The following is a 596-nucleotide window of genomic DNA, read 5'->3' on the forward strand; positions in this document are numbered from 1 at the left end:
GAAAAGATTAACCGAAGAATTTAGAGCAAACCATGTGGAAACCATTACTAGTAACGGGGTGAAAACTTTAGTAGTAACCTATACTGGATATATGTTGTTAAAACAACACTTTACCACTAGTAACGCAACTGGTAACGACAAGGTAACCGATACTAGTAACCCCACAACTGGTGATTTATCTGTAGTTAAAATACTAGAACAACAGTTATTTGTTAAAGATAAGCAACTAGAAAATAAAGATAGCCAAATATCGCAAATGCAAAATCTCTTAGACCAACAACAACGCCTAGCCTTACAGGATAAAAAATTACTAGAAGAGTATAAATCAGAAATCAATGAATTGAAAGCTCTTAAAATGCCTCAGGAGGATAAAAAAGAGAATCAATCGCAGGAAGAAGTCCAAACCATTAAAAAGCAAATGGAAGCCTTAAATGATAAAATAAAAGGACAAGAACAATTAAATAATCAAGTTTCTAAAAAATGGTATCAATTTTGGAAGTGAGGTAATTTATGGCACAAACCTTTGATAGAAAAATTTTAAGAGCCTTACAAGATAATGGTGTAAGAGAAATCAGAGCGTATGAAGTTGTTTCAAA

General features: G+C 32.4%; 1 protein-coding gene. It reads left to right on the forward strand.

Annotated elements, in window-relative coordinates:
* Nucleotides 1-502, forward strand: a 502-nt coding sequence (locus BABA_RS02505) for a DUF536 domain-containing protein (protein WP_007083547.1), incomplete at its 5' end; no start/stop codon positions are given.
* Nucleotides 503-596: the final 94 nt, after the last annotated feature.

Source organism: Neobacillus bataviensis LMG 21833 (assembly GCF_000307875.1).
GTDB classification, from domain to species: Bacteria; Bacillota; Bacilli; order Bacillales; family Cytobacillaceae; genus Neobacillus; species Neobacillus bataviensis.